We start from the raw sequence: 24,996 nt of genomic DNA, 5'->3' as shown, positions 1-24,996 counted from the left end.
GGAGGTGAGTGATGCGCCAGCATGCCACGAATTGACCGGGCGGGAATCCCTGGTCTGAGATTTCAGTGACAGCGTTGTCTCGGCCCTCGCGCGCCGGGCGACCCGATGGGTGCGGGCTGGCCAGTGGAGGGGGGCATCTGGTGTAGAGTGAACGCGGGGGGCCGGCTTGAAACGTGGGACGGCTCCGGGTTACCCACACGCCATTCATCCGGGAGAATCATGAGACGAAGCAGGCTGCTGCGAGGCGTGCTCGCGTTTGCGTTCGCGCTGGCGTCCGCGAGCGCCGGGGCCCAGGACGACGTGCCCCCCGTCCCCAATGCGTCGCCCCTGAGGGGGTTCGACCTGGAGCGGCTGGAGCTGAATCCTGGCGCGGAAGGCGCGCTGCTCGTGGGCCTGGGTGAGCTGCTTCCAGCGGGTGACTTCCGAGCCACGGTCGCGATGCAGTACGCCCACGAGCCGCTGGTGTACATGAACACCGGGAAGAAGCTCGCCGTCGTGGGCAGCCGCGCGACGGCGCACATGGCCGCGGCCTATGCGCCCTTGAGTTGGTTGCAGGTGGGGTTGCAGGTGCCGCTGGTGGCGTTTCAGGGTGGCAACAGCACCGGGTTGGCGGGTGCGGGCATCCCGGAGCCGCGCGCGCAGACGCTCTCCACGCCATCGCTGAGCGGTCGGGTGGGGCTCCTGACGCAGGAGTCGTCGGGCGTGCTGGACCTCGCGGCGGAGCTGGGGGTGGGTGTTCCCCTGGGCAGCGCGGAGGGGTTTTCGCGGGATGATGGCTCGGTGCGGCTGTCGCCCCGGCTGATGCTGGGGCGGCACTTCGGGCGCATCCGCGCGGGCTTGGAGGTCGGCTACGTCCAGCGGGAGAAGATGCTGCTGACCGAGCGCGTGGGCGACCTGGAGGACGAGGTGGGGCACGAGGTGCGCGTGGGCGCGGCGCTCTCCACGACGGGCAAGCGGCTGCGCTGGGAGCTGAACGTGCGCGCGATGCTGCCCCTGACGGACCAGCCCGGCGCGGTGGAGCTCTTGCCGGGGGCGCGCTACCTGGCGAGTCCGTCGCTGGAGCTCTTCGCCCTGGCGGGCATGGGTGTGGGCTCGGCCCCGGGGACGCCGCTGTTCCGGCTGATGGTGGGCGGCGCGTTCGGCAAGGTGGTGCCGACGCGCGGGCCCGGTGAGTCGTCGGTGCGCTGCGAGCCGGGGTTGGTGAAGACGCTGACGGACCCCATCCAGGAGTGCCCCGGCTCCGACGAGGATGGGGACGGCATCATCAACAGCGTGGACCGCTGTCCGCTGGTGGCCGGAGACGCGGCGCGCGGAGGCTGCTCGGCGAAGGACTCGGATGGAGATGGCATCGAGGACACGCTCGACGAGTGCCCGGACCTGAACGGCCCTCCCGCGCGCAATGGCTGCCCCATGGATGACAAGGACAAGGACGAGGTCGAGGACAGCAAGGACCGATGCCCGGAGCACGCGGGGCCGGCGGACAACGAGGGCTGCCCGGTGGTCGACTTCGACAAGGACGGCATCGTGAACGACAACGACGAGTGTCCCAACGAGCCTGGGCCGCCGGAGCGCAAGGGCTGCCCGGAGATGGACTCGGACAAGGACGGCGTGCCCAACAGGTTGGACAGCTGCGTGAAGGACGTGGGCGCGGCGAACAACCTGGGCTGCCCCGCGAACGTGCCGCCGCTGGTGGAGATCAAACCGGGCCACCTGGAGCTGTTCGAGCGGATCTACTTCGAGGCCTCGGGCGTGGTCATCCAGAGCCGCTCGCTCGAGCAGCTCAACTGGGTGGCGCGCATCGTGAGGGAGCACCCGGAGCTGCCCATGGTGGTGGTGGGTGGGCACACGGACCTGCGCTCGCCCCTGGATGCCAGCCGGCGACTGTCGCAGGCCCGCGCGGATGCGGTGCGCCAGTACCTCATCAGCAAAGGGGCTCCGGCGGACCGGTTGATGGCCGTGGGCTTCGGGAAGACCAAGCCGAAGGTGTTCCCCGAAAACACGTATCAGGACCGCGAAGAGAACCGTCGCATCGAGTTCAAGTTCATCGACCCACAGGAGTCGCGAGGAGCGCTCCCCGCCGATGGGGCCGCGAAGCCAGGAGACGTGCGCCAATGAGGACGCTGCTGATGCGAGCGCTGTTGTGGGGCGTGCTGTTGCTGTGCGGCACCGCGAGCGCGGAACGGGACCGGTTCGGGCTGGGCGGTGGAGGCACGGCGAGGGTCTTCTCCACGGCGGGCTCTTCGCACAAGATCAACAGTCATACGAAGCTCAACGCCAATGCCAACGCGGGGACGGACACGCTGGTGCTGCTCGGGGCGCTCCCGGAGCTCGCCAACACCAACCTGGTGATGGTCATCCAGACCACCGGGTTGAGCCCCGCGCCCGCGCCAGGCACGAGCACTCCGGTGGACTTGTCGGCCGGTGCGACGCCCACCGTGGGACATTGGGAGTTCGCGCAGATCAAGACCGGGGGCCCCACGTCGACTTCGCTGACGCTCACCGCGCCCCTGGTGCACAGCTACAAGAGCGCGGGCGCGCAGGTGGTCACTGTGCCTCGCTACGGAGCGGTCACCGTCAACTCGACCGTCACCGTCACTGCGGACAAGTGGAACGGGAGCTCGGGCGGCGTGCTGGCGTTCCTGGCCAATGGCCCGCTCATCAACAACGGAACGATTCAAGCAACAGGGCTCGGCCTTCAGGGCGCCACCTTCGCCGGTGATGCGAACGGCGGTTGCGCGGGCTCGGACCTGGGCAATACGGGACGCCGGGGCGAGGACGTGGTTCCCGCACCGGGGGACTCGCGCGACAACTCCACGAATGGTGGAGGCGGGGGCTCCTGTCGCGGAGGCGGAGGCGGAGGCGGAGGCGGAGGCGGGCCCGGTGGCGTGGGGGGACGGAACGAGGGCGACAATCCGGGGGGAGCTGGTGGCGCGGCGCTCAGTGGTTCGTCCTTGAGCTTCCTCACGTTTGGTGGCGGCGGAGGCAGTGGGCATGCCCAGAGCGCCCTGATGACGGGGGCAGGTGGGCAAGGCGGTGGCATCATCTTCATCCGAGCCACTTCGCTCTCGGGGACTGGAAGCATCCTGGCCTCTGGGGAGAGTGCCGTGGCGACCACGGGACTGGATGTCGGCCATGGCGGCGGAGCCGGTGGCACCCTGCACCTGCGCTTCGCGGGCAGCGCGGCGTGTAACCCGAACACGGTGCGTGCCGCGGGTGGCAATGGCGCTGTCGGCGTGGCCGGGCCCGGAGGTGGAGGTGGCGGAGGGCGTGTGTTCTTCCAGGCTTCAGGAGGGCCTTCCTGTCTCCCCACCACTCCCTCGGGCATGGCGGGAACCCAGGGCACGGCCCCTGGGGCCACCACCGACGGCGCGATGCCCAATGACGCGACCACCGCTCTGAATCATGGAGGCACCGTCACCCTCGTGGACACGGCCTTCACCACGCCCGCCGCTCCGGGGCTCACCCCGCTGCCGCCGCCTGCTCGGACGAACAATCCCTTGCTGAGGGGAACGACGGAGCAGGGCCTGTCGGAGGTCATCCTCTACGAAGTCACCAACACGACCCCGAACCTCACGTACACGTATTGGGGGAGGACGGCATCGGACAGCCTCAAGGACTTCGTCTACTCGTTCGTGCCCCCGAGCAGCACCCCTGGCACGGCCTATCGCGTCGCGGCGCAAGCCGGGTTCCTCGGTGCCTACAGCGCCATCGGCACGGAGTTCAACTTCACCTTCGACAACGTCCCTCCGACGACGACGCTCACGCCCAATGGGGTTCCTCCGATCTCCAGCGCCACGGTCGCGAACTTCACCTTCACCTCGACGGAGACGTCCAGCTATCGCTGTGCGCTGGACAGTACGCCGCCGCTGGGGGATGCGGCCTTCGGTCCATGCCCGGCCTCGTATTCGTCCGGCGCGCTCGGCAACGGGGACCACCGGCTGACGGTCTACGCCATCGATGAAGCGGGCAATCAGGACCCGAACCCGAAGAGCTACACCTGGAAGGTGGACACCTCCGTCCCCAACACCGCCATCACGGGGGGGCCCGTTGCCAGTCCCCCGGGCGCTCCGACGAGCTCGAAGACCGCGGTCTTCACCTTCACGGGTGGGGTCACGTACCAGTGCTTGCTGGACGTTGGCCCGGCCACGGCCTGCGGTCCGACCCAGACCTATACGAACCTGGACGAAGGTGCCCACACGCTGGAGGTGACGGCCTACAGCGCGGCGGGGACGCCGGACCCGAGCCCCGCGTCGCGCGCGTGGCGCGTGGACACCCTCGCTCCCGACACATCCTTCACCGCGGTGCCCGCGGCCGACAGCAACTCGTCGAGCGCGCTCTTCGACTATCAGAGCCCGGATGACTCCACGGCGACGTTCCAGTGCTCCGTCGACGGCCTCAACTTCACCTCGACGCCATGTCCCGGGACGGGAACGGGCAGTCGCACGTTCACGGGGCTGACGTCTGGCCCCCATCAGTTCCATGTGCGCGCGGTCGATGCCGCGGGCAACGTGGACCCGTCGCCCATCGGGCACGCATGGCGGGTGGACCTCGCGGCCCCCTCGTCCATCCAGGTGACGTCCCCGAGCGCGGGCGCGGTGCGCGAGCTCACGCCGACAATCGCCGGGACGACGGAGGCGGGAGCACGCGTGGTGGTCACCGTGCGGTTGACGAGTTCGGGCACCACACTGCAGACCTTGAGCACGGTGGCCAGCAGCCCCTCGGGAAATTGGAGTGTCGTGCCCGCCGCGCTGGACCAGGAGCGCTACATCCTTCGCGCTCGGGCGACCGATGCGGCGGGGAACTTCGTGGAGTCCTCGGACGTGGGCATCACCGTGGACACGGTGGCGCCCGCGCGCCCCGTGCTCAATCCAGATATCCTGGGCGAGCACTACACCGCTGTGCCCATCACTCTGGACGGTGTGCTCGAGTCCACGGTGGGGCTCAACCCCAACACCGAAGTGACGGTGTATGTGGATGACTCGGTGGTGTTGCCGCCGGCCACGGTGAATGCGTCAGGGGCCTGGTCGGTGACGTATTCACCGTCGCCCGCGGATGATGGCTTCCACTGGGTTCGCGCCATGTCGAAGGACCCGGCGGGCAACGTCAGCGCGTTCTCCGGCACGCTCACGTTCCATGTGGACCGGAAGGACCCGGCGAAGCCCATCGTGGCGCCGCTCGGCACGTATGTGAACACCCAGTATCCCGTGTTGACTGGTACCGCGGAGTTGGGAACCTCGGTGCAGGTCTATTTCGGACCGCTGCCGGAGCCCGTCACGGTGAGCGTGGGACCTGGCGGCCAGTGGACCTACCTGCGCACCACGCCGCTGAATGAGGGGCCCAACACGGTGTTCGTCCGCTCGACGGATGGTGCGGGGCGCTTCATGGACTCGGACCCGGTGTCGTTCATCGTGGACGTGACGAAGCCGGAGACGACCATCCTCGAAGCTCCGGACCTTCGTGTCGGTGACACCACGGCCGAGTTCCGACTCGCGTGGCCTGAAGCGCTGACCTACGAGTGTCGGCACATCTACAAAACGGAAGAAGAGGAACCGGGGCATCCGGAGGACGATGAGCAGGTATTCACCCCGTGCGAGCGTCCTCCTCCGGGGCCGGAAGTGGATGAGAGCTTCATCCAGAAGTCCAACCTGCGTGACGGTTCTCAGACGCTGCTGATTCGCGCCGTAGATGCGGCGGGCAACCGGGACGACTCGCCGGCGTCCCACACGTGGAGCATCAGCACCGGCGCGGTGGATACCTTGATCCTCGAGGGCCCCGTTGCTGACGGAGGACTCACCAACAAGGCGGAGGCCATCTTCTCGCTGTGGTCGAACAAGGGCGTGGTGGACTTCGAGTGCAAGCTCGAGAAGTCCATCAACCCGGACAACCCTCCCCCGGACTTCGCTCCGTGTCCCAAGGGGCCTGGTGACGACTACGATGTCGCCCGTTACGAAGGTCTGCCGGACAATATCTACACGCTCTCGGTTCGCGCTGTCTTCGCGGGGGAGCGGGATGGCATTCCAGCCTCTCTCAGCTGGAAAGTGGATCGCACGGCTCCGACGGCTCCCTCGGTGACGGCTCCCAGGGCCAACCACCCCACCAACCAGGAGAAGCCTGGCATCCAGGGCGAGACCCCGGAGGAGGGGACCATCACGCTCTACAAGGATGGTGTGTTCTGGGGGACTGCTAAAGCCACGGGCGCGACATGGAGCTTCACGCCCCCGTTCGACTTGCTCAGCGGTCAGTACATCATCACCGCCACGCTCACCGACCTGGCGACGAATCTGGGACCGGTCTCCGCGCCCTACACCCTGATCGTGGATGTCGATGAACCCGTGGTGTCGATTCTCTCGGGACCTCCCACGTTGACGAACGTGCCGGGCTACACCTTCCAATTCGAGACGTCGGAGGTGCTGGAGACGTATGAATGCGCGCTCGACACGCCGCTTTTCACGCCCTGTTCGAGCCCGCTGACCCGGCCCAATATCGGCGATGGGGCCCACACACTGACGATCAGGGGCAAGGACATCGCGGGGAACCTCACGCTCGAGCGTTTGTATGTGACGCATTCGTGGACCAGCGATACGAAAACGCCGGACACCAGCATCGAGACGAAGCCGAAGGAACTCTCCAACTCCGTGGAAGCGGTCTTCTCGTTTGGGTCGTTCCAGGACAGAGACGAGCTGGAGATGCAGTACTTCTGCAGCCTGGATGGGGCGGACTTCGTGAGCTGCAACCCCTCGGAGTACCGGCTGACGGGACTGGGCCGGGAGGATGCGGAAGAGACTGAGTATGTCCTGCGGGTGAAGACGCGGGATCCGGCGAGCAACGAGGACCCCACTCCCGCCGAGTTCCGCTGGAAGGTGGACCTGAAGGCCCCTGGGGCGCCCTCGCTGTCCGTTCCTCGGGTGAACGACATCCTGTCGGTGCGGACGCCCACGTTCCAGGGCGACGCGGATGCCGGGACGATGGTCTCCGTCCTGGTGGATGGCGTGAAGACCGGTGAGGTCCGGGCGGACGCGAGCGGTGATTGGCGCTTCGTTCCTCGCAACGAGCTGGACTACGGCAGCCATACGGTGACGCTGGTGGCGACGGATGACGCGGGGAACGTTTCGGTGCAGTCCTCCGTGGTCAACTTCGTGCTGGATCCGTCGCTGGAGATTGATGCCCGAGGCGGTGGCTTGAGCTGTGCCTCGGCGGGCGAGGGAGGGGGCTCATCGCTCGTCCTCCTGGGCCTGGGGGCGCTGGTCCTGCTGGTGGGCCGGCGTCGCAGGGCGAGCTGAGGCGCCTGGGCGGGCGGGGGACCCCTGCGGTGGGGTGTCCTCCCGTCAGCCCTGGGCGGAATGCGGGCTTGCGTCGGCCGGGGAGTTCGGCTACTTGTGCCCTCGCTGTAGCGGTTCTGCGCGATTAGCTCAGCTGGATAGAGCGTTGGCCTCCGGAGCCAAAGGCCACAGGTTCGAATCCTGTATCGCGCGCAGAGGGAAGCGCCCGGGATGCTTGGGGATTTTTCCCGAGCATCTCGGGCCCTGACCCCCGCTCCGGTACCCCGCCCACCTGTTGCCCACTTGAGCCGCTCTCTGACCGCCAATCTGGTCAAGGGGAGAGCGGTGACGCATGTTCCATGTGCGGTGGAGGGTGTGCGATGAGCCGCCCTTCTTCCGGGCCTGGCTCGGCTAACGCGCATCCTGAGCGCCAAGACTCCTCTGCTGGCGGCGTTCTCCGGCTGGCTGAGGGGCCTGCTGACGTCGCCGGTGGCGCGGCGCTTCGTGCTCGAGCAGCGTCTCTCCGCCATTTCGTCGGTTGCCGTCGCCCACTTCGATTCCGTGGGCCGCCTGCGGGTCGTTCCTGGGGCTGCGCACCAGGTCTTCGCGCAGCAGGTCGAAGCGCTCGCGATCGACGCCCTCTCCTTGTCCACGCCGACGGACCCGGAGCCCGAGGAATTCTCCGCATCGGGCTTGCCCTGGCCCTTGTCTGCACGGGCCTGGTCCACCCACATCCTCAACGCCGACAGCTTCAAGTCCCTCGCCACTTGGGACGTTGTCTTTCCCTCCACCAACACCAGCCCCACTGCCCCGGCCTTGAACTCCTCCGTGTAGCTAAGCCGGGGCGTCGTGGCTTCCCTACTTCCCTCATGTGGGACACCGCACCTGCCTCTTCTTTGGTGTCGACTGAAGCGGATCACGCCCAGGGGTCCAGAACGGCTCGGTGAAGTCCGAGGTGCTGTCGCCCGGGGAGGGCCGAGTCCGAGAAGTTGGCACGTGGCCTGGGCGCTGTCGTCCTCAAGGTGATGGGCGAGCAGCTCCAGCCAGATGGGCTGCGCTACAACGGCATCAGGCGGCAGCGGTGAGTGGGGGCACGGGGACAGAGTGGATACCGGCATAGGTGCTCTCCTCAGCACCCCATCGTGCCTGGACGAGCCTCACACGGCGCAGCAACCGTGGCCTCGACTGGATCAAATACCGACGATGTTCAGACGGCCAACTCCACAGTCACCCTCGTAGCCATCGATGATGATCAAGAGCTTTCTGCCCTTAGGCAGATCCCGAAGAACGACGTGCGACGTGTATCCTCCGCTCGAGCGATCATCGTTGCAGGCATAGACAACGCCCGTATCCCCGGCGTGGCGAATTTCCAGCACCGTGTCGTACGGCGAACCTCCAGTTGAGAAGGCATAGCTTCCCGTGACGGGGACCGTCCAGGTATACGCCATATCCGGCGACGCCCCGGAGCCACAGGTTGTGCGCCACTCGTTGTTGGCGGTGCAGCTGTTGAAAGTCATTACTGGGGAGCCCAGTGCGCTTCCGAGGTGCCCTCCGAACGTTGCCTGGGACACCGCGTTGTCCTCTTCGGCCACCGTGTCTCCACGAGATGGCGATTCGGCGGTTGGAGGCTCGATGTACTCGCTGGCCTCGTCGTCGAGCGCCGGACCACATGCGCCCAACAGCAATGCCCAGCCCGCCGCGTACAGAACCGCATTTCTCTGGTTTGCCATGACTGCACCTCGGGTAGGGGTGTCCTTGGCGGAGAGTCTCGGCCAAGAGCGGTCAGGCACAGGATGTGGTGCTTGACTGCTCTATGATTGTGTTGAGGTGGGGCGAGCACCACTGTCTGGGATGCCAGGGTCAACCTCGCGTAACGGACACTCTTGTTCTTGGCAGACGAGAATGCCCGGCTCCGCTCTCATGACGGATGCGCAGAGGCTGGAGACGAGGAGAACGATGGTCGCAGATGCGTCCGTGCACTTTCTGTGCTCCAGGCCGCTGCTATCGGCGCTGGGTCTGGTTGTAGTGCTCCTGGAGATAGCTGGACTTCAGCGCCAGGTCGCGTGCGAGGTCACCTGGACATGATCCGCAGATGAGCACCCTGTGCTCCATGACCTTCCCTGTTCGCGGGTCAGTGACAACGCCTTCAGTCTGGGTGGCGGCGTTGCGGATAGGGTTTGCAGGCGACACAACATGCCGCACCGGAATTAGCTCCCCCTTGCACCGCGGGCACAGCGTCGAGTCGACCTCGCTCATTCAGGACTCCCCTTGTCGGTGAAATTCTGCCACAGGCCCTGCTGCGCAGGGCTCAGGCTCCACGCGCGGCGTCGCGGTGCGTCCGCTCCAACTCGCCCGCCTCTGTGAAGATGGCGGAGAGTCGGCACGCGGGACATGTCACTTGGATGGTGGGAGGAGGCGTCGCGGTGCGGCCCATACCCGGGCGCAGGGTCTACGAGGAAGACTTCCTCCGGAACCGAATCTGGCAGGCTGAGGTGCTGGTCCGGAACGCGACGAAGGCCGGGCCCACGAAGTCCCGGGCGGGCCTGGTGACGCCGGCCTACAGGAAGGGACGTGTGCCGTGACGTGCCTGGAGGAGCCCGGGACTCGAGTGCGCGTGGACGAGCACCGCGCCATTGGCCAACGACAACCCGAGGACCTCCTGCGGGCCGAAGCATGCCCCGGGGCGCGAGGGGGCCGTTCTCACGGGGCGCGAAGGACCTCCGCCTTCAGTTGGACGAGCCGCCGCTGGATGCGCACCACAACGCCGACGCACAGCACGGTCGCTAGCAGGAACATGGCGCTCTGCGCGATTTGGGTGCGGCGCAGCGCATCGAAGCTGATACCCACGATTTCGCCGAGGAGGACCATCGACTGGTTCCACACGCCCAGCGTCAAGGTGAGCAGCCCTATGCACCACCATGCGCGTATCAGGGTCGTTCGGCTGGCTGCGCCCCCCAGGTCGAGCCAGAGGTCGCGGAGAATCTGATAGGGTTTGAAGAGGTTCATGCCCGGGACGAACCAGGACAGGATGGCCCAGCGAGGAGAGGCCTGGCTGACATCAATCAGTCCCGCGATTCGGACCGCCCGGTACTGCCACGTCAGGAAGTAGACCGCGCTGAGCAGCCATATCACGGCTTTGGCGATGCTCACGGCCGTGATGCTCATTGCATAGATGGAGATGGCCTCGGTCCGCGTGTAGCCGATTGCTTGGACGAAACTGAAGACCCAGAATCTCACGGCGATGTGGGCGAGCTCGGCGACCGCTTGGAGGCCGATGCCGCAGGTCGCGACGATTGCCCAGGGGGTAGAGGAGGGCAGGGGGCGTTGCCTCAGGCTCGCACGGCAGAAGGAGCACGCTCGCGCGTCGCGCTCCTGGCACTTCTCGCAGACGAAGCTTCCGCAGCGGATGCAGGTTCCCGCGGCAAGCTGGTCGGGATGCTGGGCACATGCGGCATCGACAGGAGGGCTGTCTGATTTTGTCAGCATGGGGCGGGTCGCGGCGAGGTGTGGGAGTAGTGGCTCGCCGACGCGAACATTTATCATGCATATAGGGCGACGGAGGTTGTAAGTGAGTGGTGTGTGGAAGGGGCCGCTCGGTGGTTCCTGTTGGGTTTGGAACACAATAATGCGCCGTGCATTGATGGGCATCCATGAGCACACGCAAGGCGCTGTACCTCCATCCAGGCGTGAAGGGTTGGTCCTGTCAATGGGGCGATGGCGTCTTCACCAACGAGATCATGAAGGCTGGCGGCATCGTTGAGGAGTGCCGCCACCCAAGGTACTTCCGACACACACGCGGCATCCGTCCGTGCGCCGCCGTGCAGTTCGTGGTTCCTGACGGGCAAATGACCGAAACGGTCGCTCAGGGGGCGGTGCATACCGAGGGTTCCCGCGAAGACAGGGTGGAGTTGGGAGGTCCAGCCTCTTGACGCGGATAGCCAGAATGGAAATCGAAGTGCTTCGGCGCAAGTTGCTGACCAGCAAAGGGAAAATGTGTGTCGTCGATGTTTCCGAGTCCCCTTTGTTCCCTGGCTATGTCCGGACGATTGAGATTCGTGCTGAGTCGGTCGTTGGTGTTGCCTCCGAGCAATGGGGATATGCCGAGGGGGGGCGTGGGGCAGGCGTGCCCCCCTGTCTGGAGTGACTGGGAGTATGTCGACGATGGAACCACCCGGACGCGGCTTTCCCTCCCCGGCAGCGGCGGAGTCCACGAGGTGCTGCTCCGACGAGGGCACGACGTCCCCGCCAGACTCAAGCTGCGGTATGACAACCTGGGCGACCTGGTGGAACAGTTGAACTCCACCACCACGCCCGCGATGCGGTCGACGTCATCCGCGCGCACGCGGGGATGTCTCAACCCCCGTGACTACCAGGAAGGAGTGGTGGACAGCCTGTGAGCCGAGACGACGAGAAGACCGCGCCGGCCGAGCCCCGGCGACAAGGGCCTCAGCGGTTGGCGGACCTGATGCGCAAGGCCATGTCCCAGGCCCGTGAGCAGCCTTCGGCGGGGCTGGTCCAGCTCGAGGCTGACTGGAAGCGGCGGGAGGTGGAGTTGCGGCAGGCCGAGGCGGCGGAAAGGGTTCGGCTCGAGGTCGCCCATGCCGATGCGTGGCCGCTGCACCTGAAGCTGTGTGCCGCCCCGTCGGAGGCAGTGGAAGTCTTCACCGGGGATAAGGTGTTGGAGACGGCCGCCCTCCGCGCGGCGAGGCTCGTGCTACAGGAAGGGCTGCGCACGCTGCTGCTGTCTGGCGGCACCGGAGTGGGGAAGACAGCTGGAGCGTGCCACCTCTTCCGCTCCGCGGTGCGCCACGAGCCACGCAGTGGCCAGCATCTGCCAGTGTGGGACGCGTCCGCCGGGTTCTTCGTGCGCTGGTCGCAGCTGAAGCGCGTCAGCGACGATGAGGCGGAGGACGACCAGCTTCTCCAGCGAGCCACCCGGGTGCGCGTCCTGGTGCTGGACGACGTCGATGGGTTGCCGGGCGAGGAGTTGGGCCGGCGCGACCGGGAACTCCTCGAGGAGTTGGTGGACAGGCGGGACAGGGCCGGCATGGTGACGGCGTACACCACCCACCTCTCGGTGCAGCGGAGGGACGGCGGGCCCTCGGACTTCGCCACATACGTCGGCGCCCGCGTCGTCTCCCGCATGAGCCGCCCGGGGACGTTCCACCTGGCCGACTGCGGAAACCGGGACCTGCGCCGGGGAGCAAAGCCGTAACGCAGTCCCTGTGCGCGCTGGGCAGGGACGATAGCGGCCTTGTCCTCCTGGGTCGCGGCGGCTCTGACCTGTCGCTGGCGCACCAGCGGGGGTTGCGCGAGTACTCGCGGCGTCACGCGAGAGCGTCCAGGAAGTGGGCTGTGCGCGCGGTGCTGGAGGTTCCCTCTGAAGAGACCTTGCTCAATCCCTGTCTGGGAGGAGCGAGCCAGTACGCACGTATTCCCCCTTGTCGGTGTGAATGGCGACGAGCCCGCAGGTCGCACACGTCATTTCGACCTGGGGAGGTGGCTGTGGCATGCCCCGCTTGACCCGACTGGATTCGGGCCCCCAGATGGAGTCAGGGTCGCTCTCGCCGCCGCAGGCAATGCAGCGGAGAGAATCGAGCAGGGCCTTCCTCTCCTTTTCGTAGCCGCGATTCTCGATACCGATGAGGGCGAACAGCAGGAGGATGCCGATGCCGGTGAGCGCGAGCCACAGCGTGAAGGCATACAGGATGTCGTACATGGACACTTCCTGGCTGGCCGGTTCTCTGTGCGGCTTCGCGACTCAGGCTGCGGGAGACGCACGGTACGTGCGCTTCGGCTCCCCCGTCTCAGTGAAGACGGCGGTGAGTCCGCACGCGGCGCACGTCGCCTGGACCAGGGCTGGAGGCTCTGGGATGGACGCGCCGTGTGAAGGAGTCATTCGCGGCGGAGCGGACCGGGCAACCGACGGGGGGGCGAACTCCCCACCGCACTCCGGACATCGAAGCGGTTGGACCCAGCGTTGGAGTCGCAGTTGTTCGCGCCGCTCCGAGAAGATGATGCCCACGAGGACGATGACGGTACCGCTCAAGGTGATGCCCAACCACAGCGGGAATGCATCCATGCCGACCCCCTGACGAACTCACCGTATCAGGGCTTCTACCTGGTCTGCCTGCGGAGGTCGGAATGATGCGCTCCCGCGTCGACACGTGCAGGCGAAGCGCGTTGATGGCAAGGGCCAGGCGATGCAGCATCTCGGCCAGGCGGCATCCGGCACCACGGCATTCGGAGTCAGTGGTGACCAGGTGGAGGTGGAATGACCAGCCCGGAGGTGCCATCCGCGACTTCACGGGTCGGCGGTGTCCGGGCGGGTCGTGCGGTGGATGTGGTGTTCTACGGCGTCCAGCGAACTCGCTTCGGGCCGCCCTGGTCTACGCACCTCCGGTGTGCAAATGTGAGGCAATTGCCACATAGTTGTTGAGAGTCCCACAGGGTGTCGTTGCAGCAGCGGACACCGCAGGTGTACCAGCCCGGAACGCAGGCCTCCACGACCTCAAGTGGGCACGCGAGTTCGGCTCCAGGTACGGCGCTCTCGATGGACATCTCCTCGTGGGCGATGGCATCGGATGACTCTGACGCCTCAGGGAAAGGGCCTCCGCACGCCATCACCCACACGAATCCAACCCACAACGCACAACGACGCAGTCCCACGGTAGCCATGGTTGCCTCCGCTTTGGTTTGCGTCCGCCTATCGACCAGGAGGTCGGACGCAATTCAAGAGCATCACGGCAAGTCCGAGAACTCCATGTGGCGGAATGTGAGTAGTTGCTCCAGTCAACTATTTGTCGCCTGCCGTTGTGCTTCGCCACGTTCGTGTCGGGTGGTCGGCCGCTGCTCCCGTCAGCACGGTGGCACCAGGTGCTGCCTCCGTGGATTGACGGTCGGCGTGGAATCCATGGTGGCGCGGCATGCGCCGCCTGCCGCTGAGAGAATCCAGGCCACGTGCTGCGCCTGCTGTTCCCGGAAGGCAGCATCCCGAAGAAGCTGGACGACGCACGGGTGGTGCCGCGGGCTTTCGATTCAAGCGAAATCCTCTCCTGTGCGCAGGAGGCCGCACATGGAGATAGCGAACCGTGGGCCGTCCGAAAGGCAACATTGTCTTGGGAATGAGGATGAAGACTGTCGTCCCGATCCGGGAGAAAGGAGGCGTTGCGGACGTGTGCGGTTGGGCGTGTTGTGGCCCTGGTTCGGCAGTGTCCCTGTTTGGCTGAGCAGTCATTGCGCAAAGGACCCATCCATGAATCCCCAAGTCATCCGCCTCCCGAGCCTTGTTGTGGCGCTCTTCCTTGTGTCCAGCTCCGCTTGGGCGGGAGAGAGTCGCCTTGCGACGTACTTGCGGCCTGTCACCGTCAAACCCTTTCCGGCGATGGCCTGCACCGACCTTGCGGCGGAGCTGGCGAGCGCCGCGGATGAGCGTGGCATCTCCATCAACAAGGAGCAGATTGTCACCACCACCGCGGAGAATGTCACCTTCGCGGGGACCAGCATCGCGGGCTTCGAGGAGGTTCCCGCGACGGAGTTCCCGAATGGGGTCGATGTCGGCTTTGTCTATGTTGATGCGCCGGAGCTCGATCTCCCCGCGGGCTTCTATGCGTTGAACGCCCATGCGAACGAAGAGGACATCCGCGAGGGCTCCTACGAAGGCACGGTGGGGCTTGTCGATCAAGATGGGCAGGAGGTCGCTCGGGTCGCCGCGACGTTCCAGACCTTCTCGGTCACCGTTCCGAAGCCGCTCCCTTTCGAGCGAACCCAGGTCGAGGCCCGGACGGAGATCGAGGATGTCCAGGGCATGCTCATGCGCCGAAGAATCGTCATCGTCTTCAGGTGCCCGAACGGAACCACCATCATCATCGTCATCAGCTTGGGCCGCAGATGATGCGCGGCCTCAGCGCGGGGCGGACGGTGTTCTTGTCATAGGTCAGCCTCGGGCGCATGCGCTCCCGTGCCGTCGCAATCCCTGTCAAAGGCCCCCGCCGTCACTATCGGCGGGGTGCCCCGGGCGCTTCCTCGCGTCGGCTTCGTTCGCCACCGCGCGCTGCACGCCCTGACGTGCGTGTACCTCCGCCCCATGGGCCCACAGGTCCATGTCGTCGCGGAACGGCCAGCCATGCTTCAGTGCACCCTCTGGCGCTCCCTGTGAGGATGGACGTCTGAAAGTCCCCCTCCGCCTGGCGTCCTCCGTGCTCGGAGTGGGAGGGACCGGCGAGTACAATCGCTGACGAAGCGGTGGCAGAGGCTACTGCGTAAGGGCCATGTCGCAGCGCCACTTCCCGATGCAACGGCAGTAGAACTCGTAGCCGTCTGTGCAGCAGGGGACGATACCGCCCTGAGTAGCCGAGCAGGCCTGGCGCTCCATGTGCGAGCATTACGGAGACCTGCGTCACCACTCAACTGCTGTCGCAGGTGGATGACTGACTGGAGCCGGGCCTCTTCTTGCGGACCACAAGAACATGGATGCGGACTCCTTCCGACCTCGTGAGTCTTCCAGGGCGGCAGCCTCGCGTCGGCGCACTGTGCCGGGGCCTGGTTTGAGCGGGACGTGAGTTTGAAGTATCCTGTCGGACGGCGCTGATTGCTCGGGGGGACGTATGAGCGAAACTGGAGAGACGCCTTCAGAGGAGCAGCTTCGCCTGGAGCGTGAGCGCTTGGAATTGGAGCGCAGGCGGGTGCTGCTCGAGGAAAAGCGGTTCGAGCATGAGCGGACCACGTCGACCTCTCGCCAGGGGCTCCTCAATCGAAATCTAGGGGCCGTGATTTCGGTGGCGACGATCCTGATTTCTGGCGTCCAGGTCTGGGTGGCCGTGGCGTCGAAGGAGAAGGAGCTCGCGCTCGCGAAGGAACAGAAGGAACGGGAGCTACAGCTTGCTCAGCTTCAAGCGGAACGTGAGCTGGACAATGGGTGGCGCAAGGACTTCTTCGAGTATCTGAAGCTCAATGACGAGGCCATCTTCGGAGCGGATGCGAAGAAGCGCATCTTGAAGCGCAACGTCCTGGTTGCCGCCTTTCCAGAAAGTCTGGTCGGGCAGATTCGGGTGGCGCTCGCCGAGAGCGCGGGCTCCGCCGGTGAGCTGAGCCTGGTGTCGGCACAGACTGACATGGTCGAAAGGCCCCCACCGCGTGTGTATCTGGCGGAGGCCATCAAGTCAGGGCCACCGGCCTCGGATGTGCCGGCTGGCGCGCGCAGGCTGGTTGCCGCGGCCCAGGCGGAGCGAACACGGGTGTTCGTCCACTACGCGGACCCGAACGACAGGTCGATAGCCTCAGCACTTTCCCTGTCGCTGGACGGTGAAGGGTACGGGGTTCCGAGTCCCGAAATCCTCACGGAAGGGGCGTCATCGACGGGTGACGTTCGCTACTTCCACGCCGATGACAAGCAACTCGCCGACAAGGTGGGAGCGCTTGTTCAGCAGGTGCTCGGTGAGAAGGGCGTGGCGCTCAGGGGAAACGTCCGTGTGATCGGGCTGCAGGGAAAGTACGGGAACATGCCGCGCAGGGTTCTCGAGGTATGGCTCCCCGCGCTGGGCAAGCACTGAGTGTGTTGGGATTCGTCACCGTCGCACGGGCCCGCCCGGAATCCTCCCAGGCGGGCCCTCACGACGACCTGACTACAGCAGGGAGCAGAGCAGCCCGCGTCCCGTCGTTCCCGAGGGGCAACCCACGCCCTGGCAGTACGTCACCCCGGAGTCGACCGCGGGATTGCCCAGCAGCGCGGGGACGCGGACCTGACACGTGCCCGTGGTCTCATTGCCCGTCGCGTCCTTCACGCCGTAGGTGAACGTGTAGACGCGTCCGTTGCCCAGCAGCGCCGACTCCGCGCGGACCAGCGCGGACTTGCCATCAGCCGTCAGCTTGATGTCGTCACACGCAAGCAGCCGCAGCAGGGACAGCGCATCGTTCGGCTCGTCGGAGCTGACGCGCAACAGCGTGCCCGCCTGTGCCAGCGGCAGCTCCCCACCACAGTTGTCCACCGCCGGCAGCGCGCAGTCCGCCAGTGACACCAGCACGTAGTCCGAGCCCACCGACGGCGTCAGGACGCGCCCCCGGCTGGCCCCCAGCACCGGAGCCGTGGTGTCGACCACCGTCACCGTCGCCGAGCAGGTGTTCACACTCGCCCCGTCCGTCACGTCCAGTTGCACAGGCGTCGTCCCCAGCGCGAACGGGCCCGAGGGAAGCTGCGTCACGCTGAAGGGACCCGGAAAGCCGTCCGGGTCATGTGAGCCGTGGTCCACCGAGGCCCCGCCCTGGCAGGCCGCGTCCGCCGCCACCGTCACGTTTCGACAGAGCGCCACCGGACCCTGATTCGTCGCACAGGGAATGGAGAAGTCGACCGCGGCGACGTTGTTGGCCTCGTTGTCCTCGTTGAAGACCCCGTCGTCGTCCGCGACGACCACCACCCGCTGGGTGCCCTCCGGCACCGTGAAGGAGAGCTGGAAGGGGAAGCGCTCTCCACCCACCAGGAAGGGCACACTGAGGGTGCCCAGGCGTGTGCCACCCGCGCCGGTGCCGCCCGCATACACTGCCGCCGTGGAACCGGCGATGCCCGTGGCCCCGTGGTTCTGGATGGCCCCGGAGAGCGTCAACGCCGTGGCCTGGCACGACGCCACCAGGTCCTCGACACTCAAGTCCAGCTCACCCACCGCCCCTTCATGGACGCCCAGTTCACCCATGGGCGCCGAGGCACCCTCGGGGTCTACGCCTTCACAACCTCCCAACAACAACAACGCCGCGAGCGCGGGAACTCCCAATGCACGTGTCATGTCTGGCTCCGGAGATGGGCCTCGAATCGAGGCATCCAAAGAGTACGCGACGAGCCGGTGCCTCGCTCATGGGTCATCCTCGGAATTATGCAATGACTCACGGCGGGTGGGTTCACACCCAACCCTTGACGTCGGAGCCCTAGGGAGAAGGCCTTTCGAGCAGGGGAGTTTCAGGGTTGATATTCATTTGCTGGGGTGGCTGGCATTGTTTTCAATGCCATTCATTCACCGGCGGCCTCCGTCGAACGGGTCGCGTCAGCCTCGCTCGCGGCATGACCTCATCGTGGCAGCCCCTGCTCACGAGGCTTTGACGCCCGCGACGATGAGTCCCACGCCGGCCGTCAGCAGTCCGAGCGTGAGGCTCCCTGCGCCAATCCACAGCAGGGCCAGCAGTCGGTTGGGCCGCTGGGGGTCCTTGCCGAGCACGGAGAGGAAGAAGCCCGCGGGCATGAGCAGCGCGGCCACCGGGACTCCAAAGCGCGCGACGACGTCGTAGCCGGCCGGCAGATGGGCCGCGTCGAGCACCACCAGGATGACCAGGCTGAGCATCAGCAGTACTGCCGCATGCGCATGGCCCGCGCGGAAGAAGTTCTTCTGCAGCGCGTTCGCGGGGATACTGCCCCGCCCGACACGGGTGAGGAACCAGCCGCCTGATTCCACGGTGATGAGCGAGAGAAGCAGGACGCCGAAGAGGATGAGGGTGTGGGGTTGGATAGCCATGGTATCCAATATTAGATACCGAAAGTATCCAATGCAAGGGGCCGTGCATGCGCATCTCTGAACTGGTGGAGCGGACGGGCGTTCCGCTCGCGACGCTCAAGTTCTATCTGCGGGAGGGGCTGTTGCCGGCCGGAGAGGCCACGTCTGCGACGCGGGCCGAGTACGGCGAGGCCCATGTGCGGCGCATCGCCGTGATTCGCGCGCTGACGGAGACGGTGGGCCTGAGTGTGCAGAAGGCGCGGGAGGTGCTCCAACTCATGGACCGCCCGGAGGACGACCTCTTCGAGACGCTGGGCAAGGCGATTGCCGCGCTGCCTCCCAGCGTGACGCCGGAGGCGGCGGAGGATTATCCCCGGGCCCGCGCGGTGCTCGAGAAGCTGGGCCAGGTCTATGACCCCCGGTTCGCCGCGGTCGCCCAATTGGAGCTCGCGCTGGCGGCGGCGGAGTCGGCGGGCATTCCCTTGGATGACAGGCGGCTCGCAGTCTACGGGCCTCACATCCGCGCCATCGCCGAGTTCGACGTCGGCAGCATTCCCCGGGAGGCCACGGCCGCCGTCGAGTACGCCGTGCTCGGAACGGCGGTCCACGAGCCCGTGCTCATCGCGCTGCGGCGGCTGGCGCATCAAGACGTCGCGGCGCGGCGACTGGGGCAGGGGCGCGCGAAAGCAGGTGCTCCGACGCGGCCCCGGCCCAAGGGGCGCTGAGGGCAGGCCGGGCGTTTCACGCCACGGTGCGCCCGTGTGCAATCGACGCGGGTGAACGACGTACCCGTTGCGGCCGTGGGCGTATCATTCGCCCGCATGCTTCTGGCCTCGAGCGAGGAGCGGTGGGGCCTCTTCAAGGAGCGCTTCATGAGTCAGCGTGGAATCGTGACGAGGTGCGGTATCGCGACGGCGTGTCTCTGGGGCGTCGCTTCGAGCGGCAATGCCCTGGCCGCCCCTGAGTCCGCTGCCGTCGTGCCCGAGGTCATGGCCGTGGGCGAAATCACAGCCGCCTTCGCGGACTTTCGCCGGACCTGTGAAGCCGATGGGCGGCGACTGTGGGGGCACTCGCTGTGCGCTCCGTTGCTCGTCGTACATCCTGAAACGCGGGCCTTCGTGGCAAGCGAGTGGCCCGGGAAGTCCGGAGCGGGCCCCTGGGTGGGCGTCCTGCCCACCGACGTCACCATCGCCAACACGGCGCTCACCTGGGCCGGAGTCTCATGGGTGCAGCTGAGGGCGCCGCTGCCCGAGGCCCCCGCGCGTCGGCGCGCCCTGCTGGCCCACGAGGCCTTCCATCGGCTCGCGAGCTCGTTGGGACATCGCGGCCAGGAGGGGGCCAATGCCCACCTCGATGACTTCGAGGGCCGCACACTGTTGCAGCTCGAGTGGCGTGCCCTCGCGTCCGCGCTGCGCTCAAGCACCGCGTCCGCGCGCCGCACCGCCGTCGAGGACGCGCTGGCGTTCCGGAGCGAGCGTCGAGCGCGCTTCGCCTCGGCGACCACCGAGGAGGGCTCGCTCGAGCGCCATGAAGGGCTCGCGGAGTACACCGGCGTGAGCGCGGCGGCCGGCCAGGCTCGAGAGCGCCGGGCGCTGGCGCTGGAGAACCTGGACGACGGCGCTCGGCGAAACTCCTTCGTGCGGGCCTTCGCCTATGCGTCAGGCCCCGCCTACGGCTTGCTGTTGGATGAAGCGGGCGCCTCCGCCACGGGCTGGCGAAAGCGGGCGCTGGAAGGCGCGGACCTGGGGGACCTGCTCGGGGAGGCCCTCCGGCTACCCGCGCCAGGGCCCGAGCGGAACGTGGCGCGGCGCGAGACACGCTACGAGGGCTCCACCCTGCGCGAGGCCGAGACCACGCGTGCGCGGCTCGCCCGTGAGCGCGCGGAGGCCCTGCGCAAGCGCCTGGTGGAGGGGCCCGTGTTGCGCCTGCCCCTGCTGCGCATGCGCATCCAGTTCAACCCAGGGGAACTCGTCCCGCTGCTCGAGCATGGCACCGTGTATCCGGGAGCCCGCATCGTGGATGAATGGGGCTCGCTCAGCGTGACGTCCGAAGTGCTCGTGGCCCAGGACTGGAAGTCCGCCACCGTCGTCGCGCCACCCGAGCGTGCGCAGGGCTCCCGGTGGCAGGGCGATGGCTGGGTTCTGGAGCTTGCTCCAGGCTGGAGCGTGCGCGCCGGAGCACGCCCGGGAGAGCTGGCCCTCCAGGCTCCAGAGTCCCGCTAGCCTGGAGTCCTGCGGTGCTCAGCCCTCCTCGGGCTTGGCCTCCGGAAGGTGGATGCGCACCGAGCGCACGCGCCGGGGCGTCGCCTCCAGGACCTCCAGCTCCAACCCGTCCTTCGTCCGGAGCTTCGTGCCGGGCTCGGGAATCGCGCCGCCCGCCAGCGCGATGGTCAGCCCCGCCACCGTGGAGTAGTCGTCGTCCTCGGTCAGGTCCAGGCCCAGCTCCCGGTTGATGTCCCGGATGGCCGCGCTGCCCTGGACCACCGCCGCCAGGGGGCTTTCGCGCAGCACCAGCTCCTCGGGCGTCTCCGACTCGCTGAGGATGTCGCCCACCAGCTCCTCGACCAGGTCCTCCACCGTCACCAGGCCCACGACGCCGCCGCGCTCGTCCACGATGATGGCCAGCTGCATGCGCCGCCGCTGCAGCTCCTTCAGCGCGTCCATTGCCCGCATCGTCTCCACGAGGAAGAAGGCGGGCCTCACCACGTCCTCCAGGACGATGAGGTGCCCCTCCCAGGCCACCCCGAGCAGGTCCTTGGCGATGACGTAGCCGACGATGTTGTCCATCGTGCCCTCGAACACCGGCATGCGCGAGTGCCCGTGCTCCAGCAGCGTCTGGCGAATCTCCTCCGCGTTCGCGTGGCGGCGCAGCGCGACGATCTGCTCGCGCGTCACCATCAGCTCGCCCACCGTCAGGTCGCCCATCTCGAACGCACGCGCGGCGATCTCCCCGGCGCGCGGGTCCAGGGAGCCCTGCTTCGTGGCCTCCTCCACCAGCGTTTGCAGCTCCTCCGCCGACAGGCGGCTCTCGCTGAAGGTCGTCCGGTCGCCGAACAACCGCAGCACGACGTTGGAGCTGGCGGTGAGGAACCACACCACCGGCCGCATCAGCCACGACAGCCCGTTGAGAGGACGGCCGATGAGCAGCGCGTAGCGCTCCCCGGCCCGCAGCGCGAGCGACTTGGGCACCAGCTCGCCCAGCACCAGCGACAGGTACGACACGACGATGACGACTCCCGCGAGAGCGACTTCGTCCGCGGTCTCCGTCGGAAGCCCGAAGCCCGCGAGCACGGGGGCCAGCCGGTTCGCGATGCTCGCGCCGCCGAAGGCCGCAGCCGTGGCGCCGATCACCGTGATTCCAATCTGCACCGTCGCGAGGAAGCGCTCCGGGTCCTTGCGCAGGGCCTCCACCGCCTTCGCGGAGCCGCTGCCTTGCTCCACCAGTTCCTTCAGCCGCGTGCGGCGCAGGGAGATGACCGCGAGCTCCGCCCCGGCGAACACGCCATTGGCCAGGACGAGCAACAAGATGATGAGCAGCTCCGAAACGATGATGGCCCTCCTCTCAGGAGCCCTCTACCGTAACCCCGGATGCCCGGCCGCTCACTCACCAAGTGACTGCAAGAGGAGAGACAGTTGATCCTGGCTGGCGCCCTTGGGCAGGTAGTAGTGGGGGCCGGACAGCAGGGCGTCGCCCACGTCCTGGGCCGCCGCTGACGTGAGGAACACCACGCGGGGCAGGGGACCGCGCGGAAGCCGCGCCACGACCTCCAGGCCGCTCATCCCCGGCATGTTGAGGTCCAGGAGCATGACCTCGTAGCGCTCACCGCGCCGAAGACTGGCCAGGGCCTCGTGGCCATCGGCCGCTTCGGTGGCTTCATACCCCAGATCCTCCAGGCTGAGCCGAAGGAACTCCCTCCAGTCCGCGTCGTCATCGACGACGAGCACCCGTCTCGCGCTTTCTTCATCCGTGTCCAGTCGCGCCAAGCATCCTCCCCGACACGGGAAGAACCTCCCTGCGCACCCTCGACATTCGCTTCCTCGGGAGAAATGGCCCCTGCCTGGAGAGCAGGGGGGCGGGCTCAGAACAGGGCCATGCCCAGCTGCGTCACCAGGTACTGAAGGGCAGGTCGCACATTATGCCCCGCGGTCCGGGGACGCTCGGGCTGCGTCGAGTGACACCACTGGGGCTCACCGAGCAGGCGGCCGTCCGAGTGTTGGAACAGCCGGAAGCGCCCCAGGTCCGTGGAGCTGCCCGCGTTGAAGACGCGCAGCGGCCGTCCGTGCGCCGTGTCCAGCACCGTCTCGCAGGGCTGGTGACGGTGGCCATGCAGCACCAGGTCGCACCGGCCCTGCACGCGCGTCACCAGCTCCGCGCCCAGCGTCAGCTCGGAGGCGTGGGGCCAGCCCATGCGCGTGGCCAGGCGCTCCGGGAAGCTCTCCTCGGGCAGCGGCAGCACGTGGTGATGCACCAGCACCGCCACCAGCGCGTCGCGCGGCGCGGCGTCGAGCGCGGCCTCCACCCGCTCCACCGTGTCGAGCGACAGCTCTCCATGGCTCGCGAAGTAGTTGCGGTTGTGCTCACCCGTGGAGTCCACGCACACGAAGTACACGCCGGGGCGCTCCACCGTGCGGACCTTGAGTCCGTCCATCCACGCGCCACCCACGTCCTCACCAGGACGGTCATGGTTGCCGGGGATGAAGGTGAGCCGTCCGGTGTCCAACAGCGGCGCGAAGATGTCGACGAACCGACGGTACTCCTCGCGCGAGCCCTGGTGCGTCAGGTCTCCGGTCAGCACCACGTGGTCCGCGCGGCTGGCCTGGACGGCCGAGAGCAGCGCTTGCGCGGAGGCATCACTGTCGGGGCTCAGGTCCAGGTGGAGGTCCGAGAGATGAGCCAACGTCCGAAGGGGCATGCGAAGCAAGGTAGGCATTGCTCGCGGCGCCTTCACGTCCGTGCGGTGAAACCGCCGCAAGCGTGATGAAACAGATGTGCATCACCCGGCGACCCACTCGTCCCCCGGGGGGAGGGTGGTGTTCACCGTGGACACCACCGCGCGCGGCGGCAACAGCCGGGTGCCGGGGCCCACGCGAAGGCGCGTGCCACGCCAGTCCACCGTGCGGAAGAACGCGCCGTGCCACCACGCGACGAAGAGCAGCAGGTCCTTGGTGAGCACCGCTGGCGCGGCGCGCCACGACACCGACTGCGGTCGCAACGCGCGAAACACCGCGAGATCCACCAGCACCTTGCCGAGGACGACCGCCGTCGCCACCTTCACCGCCTCCGGGGTGGGGCTGGCGAGCACGCCCAGCAGGGCCAGCGGAATCGGGTTGAGCAGGGCCTGCGCCAGATAGGTGGGCGGCGCGACGGCCGTCCGGTGGATGACGCTCCAGCGCAGGTAGCGCTGGAAGAAGGCGCGCACGCTCTTGCCCAGCGACACGTTGTAGACCGGGGCGCACGCGACGACGACGCGCCGGCCCAGCTTCCGCGTCACCCACTGGCCGATGACGTAGTCCTCCGCGAGCACGTCGCGCACCGAGTAGAAGCCGCCCAGGGCCTGGACGTCCTCGCGACGCAGCGCCATGGACTTGCCCACGACGATGTCCTGGTCCGCGCAGCGCTTGGCTCCAATCATCCCCGCCGCCGCGCTGGACGTCAGGTAGAGGTTGTCCAGCAGCGAACCGAAGCTCCGCTCGCCGATGCCCGCCACCGGGTGCGTCACGCAGCCCACCGTGGGGTCCGCGAAGCTGGCGGCAATCTCCTCCAGGTAGCCGGGCCCCACGCGCGTGTTGCTGTCGCTGATGACGAACAAATCAAACCGGGCCCGGTCCGCCAGCGTGATGAGCTGATTCACTTTCGGATTCAGCCCCGGCGCGCCTTCCTGAAGCTCCAGCCGCATGACGCCGGGCCAGCGGCGCACCGCCTCGCATGCGACTCCGTAGGCCGAGTCGCGGGTGTCCTTCACCCCCAGCACCACCTCGTACTCGCCGGGGTAGTCCAGGTGGGCGAAGTGCTTCAGGTTGGTCTCCAGGTCGTCATCCGTGCCGCACAGCGGCTTGAGGATGGAGATGCCCGGCCACGCCGCGCCCGGAGGCAGGGCCCGGGGCCGCTCCCGGCGATGGCGGAGCACGAGCACGTACTGGATGACGAGCGCGGTGAGGCCGAAGCCGGCGGCGAAGAGCAGGAGGGCGGAAGCAAGCGACATGCGCGGGCAGTCCCCGAGGAGGCGCGCGGTCATCGCGCGACCTGGGTTCCACGCTAGGGGG

General features: G+C 67.2%; 20 protein-coding genes, 1 tRNA gene and 1 pseudogene. 11 read left to right on the top strand and 11 right to left on the bottom strand.

Annotated features, from left to right (window positions below; translation table 11 throughout):
• Positions 1 to 219: 219 nt before the first annotated feature.
• From HUA76_RS39150 to HUA76_RS39140, 3 genes are all read left to right on the top strand, one after another.
• Positions 220 to 2,115, top strand: a complete 1,896-nt coding sequence (locus HUA76_RS39150; RefSeq protein WP_174463748.1) for an OmpA family protein — start codon at positions 220 to 222, stop codon at positions 2,113 to 2,115.
• Positions 2,112 to 7,280, top strand: coding sequence for an Ig-like domain-containing protein (locus tag HUA76_RS39145; protein ID WP_174463747.1), 5,169 nt, complete (start codon positions 2,112 to 2,114; stop codon positions 7,278 to 7,280). Before HUA76_RS39150 ends, HUA76_RS39145 begins: the two co-directional genes overlap by 4 nt.
• A 118-nt stretch (positions 7,281 to 7,398) precedes the next feature.
• A tRNA-Arg gene (locus HUA76_RS39140) sits at positions 7,399 to 7,472 on the top strand.
• 527 nt (positions 7,473 to 7,999) lie between these two features.
• Here the strand turns inward: HUA76_RS39140 and HUA76_RS46610 are convergent.
• The 3 genes and pseudogenes from HUA76_RS46610 to HUA76_RS39125 all read right to left on the bottom strand — a co-directional run.
• Positions 8,000 to 8,050 (bottom strand): annotated as a pseudogene (locus HUA76_RS46610) (hypothetical protein); the annotation flags it as partial.
• Between the two features lie 399 nt (positions 8,051 to 8,449).
• Positions 8,450 to 8,989 carry a hypothetical protein gene (locus HUA76_RS39130; RefSeq protein WP_174458789.1) on the bottom strand — a complete coding sequence of 180 codons (540 nt, stop codon included), beginning with the start codon at positions 8,987 to 8,989 and terminating at the stop codon, positions 8,450 to 8,452.
• Between the two features lie 970 nt (positions 8,990 to 9,959).
• Positions 9,960 to 10,745: a DUF4328 domain-containing protein gene (locus tag HUA76_RS39125; RefSeq protein WP_174463746.1), complete on the bottom strand. Its 786-nt coding sequence runs from the start codon at positions 10,743 to 10,745 to the stop codon at positions 9,960 to 9,962.
• Between the two features lie 164 nt (positions 10,746 to 10,909).
• Here HUA76_RS39125 and HUA76_RS39120 point away from each other — a divergent pair, with 164 nt between their 5' ends.
• From HUA76_RS39120 to HUA76_RS39110, 3 genes are all read left to right on the top strand, one after another.
• Entirely contained in the window at positions 10,910 to 11,188 is a 279-nt protein-coding gene (locus HUA76_RS39120) for a hypothetical protein (RefSeq protein WP_174463745.1), read from the top strand.
• A gap of 285 nt (positions 11,189 to 11,473) precedes the next feature.
• Complete coding sequence (locus HUA76_RS39115) at positions 11,474 to 11,656, top strand: hypothetical protein (RefSeq protein WP_141649025.1); 183 nt, start codon at positions 11,474 to 11,476, stop codon at positions 11,654 to 11,656.
• Positions 11,653 to 12,474 carry a hypothetical protein gene (locus HUA76_RS39110; protein WP_174463744.1) on the top strand — a complete coding sequence of 274 codons (822 nt, stop codon included), beginning with the start codon at positions 11,653 to 11,655 and terminating at the stop codon, positions 12,472 to 12,474. The genes HUA76_RS39115 and HUA76_RS39110 overlap by 4 nt, the downstream gene beginning before the upstream one ends.
• A gap of 180 nt (positions 12,475 to 12,654) precedes the next feature.
• Here the strand turns inward: HUA76_RS39110 and HUA76_RS39105 are convergent, their stop codons facing one another.
• Entirely contained in the window at positions 12,655 to 12,978 is a 324-nt protein-coding gene (locus HUA76_RS39105; RefSeq protein ID WP_174458905.1) for a hypothetical protein, read from the bottom strand.
• Positions 12,979 to 13,020: 42 nt separating this feature from the next.
• Positions 13,021 to 13,341, bottom strand: coding sequence for a hypothetical protein (locus HUA76_RS39100; protein WP_174458904.1), 321 nt, complete (start codon positions 13,339 to 13,341; stop codon positions 13,021 to 13,023).
• Positions 13,342 to 14,219: 878 nt separating this feature from the next.
• On the opposite strand from HUA76_RS39100, the gene HUA76_RS39095 reads away from it, so the two are divergent.
• The 3 genes from HUA76_RS39095 to HUA76_RS39085 all read left to right on the top strand — a co-directional run bounded on the left by HUA76_RS39095 (position 14,220) and on the right by HUA76_RS39085 (position 16,810).
• Positions 14,220 to 14,387 (top strand): hypothetical protein, encoded by a 168-nt coding sequence (locus HUA76_RS39095; RefSeq protein WP_174458903.1) that lies wholly within the window; start codon positions 14,220 to 14,222, stop codon positions 14,385 to 14,387.
• Between the two features lie 256 nt (positions 14,388 to 14,643).
• Complete coding sequence (locus tag HUA76_RS39090; RefSeq protein ID WP_174463743.1) at positions 14,644 to 15,153, top strand: hypothetical protein; 510 nt, start codon at positions 14,644 to 14,646, stop codon at positions 15,151 to 15,153.
• Positions 15,154 to 15,922: 769 nt separating this feature from the next.
• Positions 15,923 to 16,810, top strand: a complete 888-nt coding sequence (locus tag HUA76_RS39085; RefSeq protein ID WP_174463742.1) for a hypothetical protein — start codon at positions 15,923 to 15,925, stop codon at positions 16,808 to 16,810.
• Positions 16,811 to 16,882: 72 nt separating this feature from the next.
• Here HUA76_RS39085 and HUA76_RS39080 read toward each other — a convergent pair whose 3' ends face one another.
• Together HUA76_RS39080 and HUA76_RS39075 are read right to left on the bottom strand one after the other, a co-directional pair.
• A complete protein-coding gene (locus HUA76_RS39080; protein WP_174463741.1) occupies positions 16,883 to 18,034 on the bottom strand; it encodes a CARDB domain-containing protein in 1,152 nt (383 codons plus the stop codon).
• 297 nt (positions 18,035 to 18,331) lie between these two features.
• Positions 18,332 to 18,754 (bottom strand): hypothetical protein, encoded by a 423-nt coding sequence (locus HUA76_RS39075; RefSeq protein ID WP_174458898.1) that lies wholly within the window; start codon positions 18,752 to 18,754, stop codon positions 18,332 to 18,334.
• A 47-nt stretch (positions 18,755 to 18,801) separates the two neighbouring features.
• On the opposite strand from HUA76_RS39075, the gene HUA76_RS39070 reads away from it, so the two are divergent.
• Positions 18,802 to 19,458: a MerR family transcriptional regulator gene (locus HUA76_RS39070; RefSeq protein ID WP_174463740.1), complete on the top strand. Its 657-nt coding sequence runs from the start codon at positions 18,802 to 18,804 to the stop codon at positions 19,456 to 19,458.
• 96 nt (positions 19,459 to 19,554) lie between these two features.
• On the top strand, positions 19,555 to 20,955 hold the full coding sequence (locus HUA76_RS39065; protein WP_254614768.1) for a hypothetical protein: 1,401 nt from the start codon (positions 19,555 to 19,557) through the stop codon (positions 20,953 to 20,955).
• Positions 20,956 to 20,973: 18 nt separating this feature from the next.
• Here HUA76_RS39065 and HUA76_RS39060 read toward each other — a convergent pair whose 3' ends face one another.
• The 4 genes from HUA76_RS39060 to HUA76_RS39045 form a co-directional block, all read right to left on the bottom strand.
• Positions 20,974 to 22,254, bottom strand: coding sequence for a hemolysin family protein (locus HUA76_RS39060; protein WP_141647371.1), 1,281 nt, complete (start codon positions 22,252 to 22,254; stop codon positions 20,974 to 20,976).
• A 78-nt stretch (positions 22,255 to 22,332) separates the two neighbouring features.
• Positions 22,333 to 22,716 carry a response regulator gene (locus HUA76_RS39055; protein ID WP_141647363.1) on the bottom strand — a complete coding sequence of 128 codons (384 nt, stop codon included), beginning with the start codon at positions 22,714 to 22,716 and terminating at the stop codon, positions 22,333 to 22,335.
• A 95-nt stretch (positions 22,717 to 22,811) separates the two neighbouring features.
• Positions 22,812 to 23,645 (bottom strand): metallophosphoesterase, encoded by an 834-nt coding sequence (locus tag HUA76_RS39050; protein ID WP_254614767.1) that lies wholly within the window; start codon positions 23,643 to 23,645, stop codon positions 22,812 to 22,814.
• An 81-nt stretch (positions 23,646 to 23,726) separates the two neighbouring features.
• The gene (locus tag HUA76_RS39045) at positions 23,727 to 24,935 is read right to left on the bottom strand and encodes a ceramide glucosyltransferase (RefSeq protein ID WP_174458894.1); all 1,209 of its coding nucleotides are present in this window, start codon (positions 24,933 to 24,935) and stop codon (positions 23,727 to 23,729) included.
• Positions 24,936 to 24,996: the final 61 nt, after the last annotated feature.

Source organism: Myxococcus sp. CA056, assembly GCF_013336715.1.
GTDB lineage: Bacteria > Myxococcota > Myxococcia > Myxococcales > Myxococcaceae > Myxococcus > Myxococcus llanfairpwllgwyngyllgogerychwyrndrobwllllantysiliogogogochensis.
This window is presented reverse-complemented; position numbering and strand designations above follow the sequence as displayed.